Raw genomic sequence first — 4,917 nt, forward strand, 5'->3', positions numbered from 1 at the left:
ATAAAAAAGGCGATCCTCTCGGATCGCCTTTTTTATTACTTCACCACCTTCAAACTGGGTCGACCGCTTGGACGCGGCGGCTCACTGTCGGGTGGTGGAAGATCGTCATCCGGCTCGATCTCTTCGTCCTCGCCCATCGGCGATTCCAGATCAAACACCATGCCCTGACCATTCTCCCGGGCGTAGATACCCAGGATCGATGCAATAGGCACGTACAAGGTGTGCGGCACACCACCAAAGCGCCCCTCGAAACTGACCGCCTCGTTATCCATGTGCAAGTGGCGCACGGCCTGCGGCGATACGTTCAGGACGATTTGTCCGTCACTGGCAAACCCCTGAGGCACCTGTACCGACGGATACTCGGAATTGACCAGCATGTGCGGGGTGCAATCGTTGTCCACAATCCACTCATAGAGCGCGCGGACCAGATAAGGTCGACTGGAGTTCATAGCGGCTCCTTAAGCCTTAGCGCATATCGCGTTCGACACCAGACAGACTCGCCTGGAAAGCCTCACGCGCAAACTGGCGCTCCATATAATCAAGCAGCGGCTTGGCCGGCCGCGGCAGTTCTATACCCAGGATCGGCAATCGCCAGAGTATTGGCAGTAGGCAGCAGTCCACCAGACTTTGTTCCTCGCTGAGGAAAAACGGCTTGTCGGCGAACAGCGGCGAAACACCCGTCAGGCTTTCGCGCAACTCTTTACGAGCCACGGCACGGGCCGCTTCCTTGGTCCGCGAATCCAGAATCAGATCCACCAGACCACACCAATCTCGCTGAATGCGGTGCATCAGCAGGCGACTGTTGGCACGCGCCACGGGATAAACCGGCAGTAGCGGCGGGTGCGGGTAACGCTCATCCAGATATTCCATCACCACAGTCGACTCCCACAACGCCAGGTCGCGATCGACCAGGGTAGGCAAGCTGCCGTAAGGGTTCACCTCAATCAGTTTAGGTGGCTGACGTCCAGCTTCCACGTAAATGATCTCGGCGCTGACACCCTTCTCTGCCAGTACGATGCGCACTCGGTGGGAATAGTGGTCGGCGGGGTCGGAGTAACAGGCCAACCGATTGGTCACGCCCATGGCGATCCTCCTCGCTTGTAGAAATTATCGAACGCGGAAAAACGAGCGCGCCCAGAGGGCGCCTCCCGTAGCGACTGGATAACCAGGCTCGCTACATCTTCAGAGGCGCCCTTGGGCGCGCGCGATTAACAGCAATAGCTTGAAGCTTTATCAGTGCACGTCTTTCCAGTATTCGCGCTTGAGCAGGTAAGCGAAGACGAAGAAGAACGCCAGGTACAACAATACGTACGTACCGATGCGCTGATGTTGCAGCTTAACCGGGTTAGCCGAGTAAGCCAGGAAGGTTACCAGATTCTTGACCTTCTCATCGAACTGCTCTTCAGTCAGAGCACCGCTTTTCGGCACGATGGTCAGTTGATCGCACGCTTCATGAGTCAATGGCGTACCGGTCAGCGGATCAAATTGCTTTTTGCCGCCTTCGACGATCTGAACCTGTTTGCAACCAACCACCTGGCGACCTTGCAGGCCGGCCAGGACGTTTGGCATGCCCACGTTCGGGAAGACCTTGTTGTTCACACCCCATGGACGCGACGGATCTTCGTAGAACGACCTCAGGTAACCGTAGAGCCAGTCGGTACCGCGAACACGGGCAACCAGGGTCAGGTCCGGCGGCGCGGCGCCAAACCAGGCCTTGGCGTCTGCCGGYTGCATGCCGATACTCATGTGGTCGCCGATCTTGGCGCCAGTGAACATCAGCTTCTCCAGCATCAACTCATGGGGAATGCCCAGGTCGTCGGCAACTCGCTCATAGCGTTGGAACTTGGCACTGTGGCAACCCATGCAGTAGTTGGCGAACGTACGTGCGCCATCCTGCATGGCTGCTTTATCGGAAACGTCGATGTCGACTTTTTCAAGCTCCGGGCCACCGTGCTCAGCTGCGAAAGCGAACACTGGCAGCGCAGCAAGCATCAATACAGCAAATAGTTTTTTCATCAGCCAGTCACCCTTTCCGGAACCGGTTTGGTCTTCTCGAGCCGGGTGTAGAACGGCATCAGAATGAAGTAGGCGAAGTACAGGAAGGTACATACCTGCGACAGCAACGTACGCTCAGGGGTTGGAGCCAATACGCCCAGCACACCCAGGATCACGAACGCGATGCAGAACAACCAGAGCCAGATCTTGCTCAGCCAGCCTTTGTAGCGCATCGACTTGACCGGACTGCGGTCGAGCCATGGCAGGACGAACAGCACAGCAATGGCCGCACCCATGGCGATCACACCGAAGAGCTTGTCCGGAATCGCGCGCAAGATGGCGTAGAAAGGAGTGAAGTACCAGACCGGAGCGATGTGCTCTGGAGTCTTGAAGGCGTTCGCCACTTCAAAGTTCGGCTTTTCGAGGAAGTAGCCGCCCATTTCCGGGAAGAAGAACACGATCGAGCAGAAGATGAACAGGAACACCACCACGCCGACGATATCTTTCACGGTGTAGTACGGGTGGAAGGCAATGCCGTCCAGCGGTATGCCATTTTCGTCCTTGTGCTTCTTGATGTCCACGCCGTCCGGGTTGTTCGAGCCGACTTCGTGCAACGCCAGGATGTGCAGCACCACCAGACCCAGGATAACGATCGGCAGGGCAACCACGTGCAAGGCGAAGAAGCGGTTCAGGGTAATACCGGAAATCAGGTAGTCCCCACGAATCCACTGGGTCAGGTCGTTGCCGATGACCGGGATCGCACCGAACAGCGAGATAATCACCTGGGCACCCCAGTAGGACATCTGGCCCCACGGCAGCAGGTAACCCATGAAGGCTTCAGCCATCAGCGCCAGGTAGATCAGCATGCCGAAGACCCACACCAATTCACGCGGCTTCTGGTACGAACCGTAGAGCAAGCCACGGAACATGTGCAGATAGACCACGATAAAGAACGCCGAAGCGCCGGTGGAGTGCAGCAGACGCAGGATCGAGCCGTACTCGACGTCACGCATGATGTATTCGACGGAAGCGAACGCTTCTTCCGCCGACGGGTTGTAGCTCATGGTCAGCCAGACACCGGTAACGATCTGGTTGACCAGAACGAGCAGCGCCAGGGAGCCAAAGAAATAAAAGAAGTTGAAGTTCTTCGGAGCGTAATACTTGCTGAGATGGTCTTCCCACATCTTGGTTGCGGGAAAGCGTGCATCAACCCAATCCATGAATTTGCTCATCACGCCTTCTCCGTATCGACGCCAATGATAATAATTTCATCGGTCTCATAGGAATGCGGGGGAACTGGCAGGTTCAAAGGCGCAGGTTGCGACTTGTAGACGCGACCAGCCAGATCGTAGTGGGAACCGTGGCAAGGGCAGAAATAGCCACCTACCCAGTCTTTACCCAGATCCGCAGGTGCCACTTCGGGACGGAAGGTCGGCGAGCAACCCAGGTGCGTGCAGATACCGATCAGCAGCAGAATCTCAGGCTTGATCGAACGGGTTTGCGGATCAACGTAAGTCGGTTGTGTCGAGTTCTTGGAGGTCGGGTCAACAAGCTGGCCCTCGATCTTCTTCAGATTCCCCAGGATTTCCGGCGTACGGCGGACGATGAACACCGGCTGGCCGCGCCACTCAGCAATCATCTGCTGGCCTGGCTCAACTTTGCTGACATTCACTTTCACCGGTGCACCTGCGGCTTTCGCCTTGGCACTGGGAAACCATGACCCCACGAACGGGACCGCAGCCCCCACCGCTCCTGCAGCACCCACCACGGATGTGGCTGCTACCAAGAAGCGACGCCGGCCTGCATTCACGCCGTCATTGCTCATTCAGTCCTCTCCCATCAGCTTTGTGGCCTGTTAAATCAGGCGTCTACTAAGTAAATCTATGTACTTATAAAAATTTTGCCGAATGGTAATGAAAAGCCCCAATTCTGACAAGGTAATTACCGGAGCCCATCACCCCCAAGCCTTGTAGTATAGGGCGTCTGCGGATGTGGCAAGTTGTCACAGCGCAATTCTTTGATAAGTCGCAGACACAAAAAAACGCCCAGCTCCGTGAGGAAACTGGGCGTTCTTTTTTGAACGTGAAAGCGAATTAACGCTTCGAGTACTGCGGACGCTTACGCGCTTTACGCAGACCGACTTTCTTACGTTCAACTTCACGAGCATCGCGGGTTACGAAGCCGGCTTTACGCAGGGCGCTGCGCAGAGTCTCGTCGTAGTCCATCAGAGCGCGAGTGATGCCGTGGCGGATTGCGCCAGCCTGACCACTTACACCACCGCCGATCACGGTGACGTAGATGTCGAACTTCTCGACAGTCTCAGTCAATTCCAGCGGCTGACGAACTACCATGCGGGCAGTTTCGCGGCCGAAGAAATTATCCAGCGAACGGTTGTTGATGGAGATGTTACCAGTACCCGGACGCAGGAAAACGCGTGCGGTTGCGGTCTTGCGACGGCCAGTGCCGTAATTTTGAGTCGCCGACATAATGTACTATTCCGTTAAAACTTCAGTTCTTGGGGCTGCTGAGCAGTATGTGGGTGTGCAGCGCCCGCATAGACTTTCAGCTTACGGTACATGTCGCGACCCAGCGGGTTCTTAGGCAACATGCCTTTGACCGCGGTCTCGATCACGCGCTCAGGGGCCTTGGCGATCAGCTTTTCAAAGTTGATCGACTTGATGCCGCCCGGGAAACCGGAGTGGGAGTAGTACATTTTGTCAGTGGTTTTAGCACCGGTAACACGGATCTGCTCAGCGTTGATTACGACGATGTAGTCGCCGGTGTCAACGTGAGGAGTGTACTCAGGTTTGTGCTTGCCACGCAGACGGCTCGCGATTTCGGTGGCCAGACGACCCAGGGTCTGACCAGCAGCGTCGACGACAAACCAGTCGCGCTTTACTGTTTCCGGTTTAGCAGTAAAAG

General features: G+C 56.2%; 7 protein-coding genes. All 7 read right to left on the reverse strand.

Annotated elements, in window-relative coordinates:
• Nucleotides 1–35 precede the first annotated feature (35 nt).
• A complete protein-coding gene (locus ACXRVY_RS17080; RefSeq protein ID WP_085715923.1) occupies nt 36–449 on the reverse strand; it encodes a ClpXP protease specificity-enhancing factor in 414 nt (137 codons plus the stop codon).
• Nucleotides 450–465: 16 nt separating this feature from the next.
• On the reverse strand, nt 466–1,083 hold the full coding sequence (locus tag ACXRVY_RS17085) for a glutathione S-transferase N-terminal domain-containing protein (protein ID WP_007989864.1): 618 nt from the start codon (nt 1,081–1,083) through the stop codon (nt 466–468).
• A 150-nt stretch (nt 1,084–1,233) separates the two neighbouring features.
• The gene (locus ACXRVY_RS17090; RefSeq protein ID WP_223461200.1) at nt 1,234–2,016 is read right to left on the reverse strand and encodes a cytochrome c1; all 783 of its coding nucleotides are present in this window, start codon (nt 2,014–2,016) and stop codon (nt 1,234–1,236) included.
• A complete protein-coding gene (locus tag ACXRVY_RS17095; RefSeq protein ID WP_223461198.1) occupies nt 2,016–3,227 on the reverse strand; it encodes a cytochrome b in 1,212 nt (403 codons plus the stop codon). Before ACXRVY_RS17095 ends, ACXRVY_RS17090 begins: the two co-directional genes overlap by 1 nt.
• Nucleotides 3,227–3,820: a ubiquinol-cytochrome c reductase iron-sulfur subunit gene (petA, locus tag ACXRVY_RS17100; RefSeq protein ID WP_223461196.1), complete on the reverse strand. Its 594-nt coding sequence runs from the start codon at nt 3,818–3,820 to the stop codon at nt 3,227–3,229. The genes ACXRVY_RS17095 and petA overlap by 1 nt, the downstream gene beginning before the upstream one ends.
• A gap of 268 nt (nt 3,821–4,088) precedes the next feature.
• Entirely contained in the window at nt 4,089–4,481 is a 393-nt protein-coding gene (gene rpsI / locus ACXRVY_RS17105; protein WP_003228056.1) for a 30S ribosomal protein S9, read from the reverse strand.
• A 14-nt stretch (nt 4,482–4,495) separates the two neighbouring features.
• The coding region (gene rplM, locus ACXRVY_RS17110) for a 50S ribosomal protein L13 (protein ID WP_458237824.1) at nt 4,496–4,917 on the reverse strand (422 nt) is incomplete at its 5' end.

The sequence above is a fragment of the Pseudomonas sp. P5_A2_2 genome (assembly GCF_054177685.1).

What these genes read in the sequence shown, in the direction of transcription:
- ACXRVY_RS17080 (WP_085715923.1), bottom strand. Translation starts at nt 449, where the DNA reads ATGAACTCCAGTCGACCTTATCTGGTCCGCGCGCTCTATGAGTGGATT.
- ACXRVY_RS17085 (WP_007989864.1), bottom strand. Translation starts at nt 1,083, where the DNA reads ATGGGCGTGACCAATCGGTTGGCCTGTTACTCCGACCCCGCCGACCAC.
- ACXRVY_RS17095 (WP_223461198.1), bottom strand. Translation starts at nt 3,227, where the DNA reads ATGAGCAAATTCATGGATTGGGTTGATGCACGCTTTCCCGCAACCAAG.
- petA (WP_223461196.1), bottom strand. Translation starts at nt 3,820, where the DNA reads ATGAGCAATGACGGCGTGAATGCAGGCCGGCGTCGCTTCTTGGTAGCA.
- rpsI (WP_003228056.1), bottom strand. Translation starts at nt 4,481, where the DNA reads ATGTCGGCGACTCAAAATTACGGCACTGGCCGTCGCAAGACCGCAACC.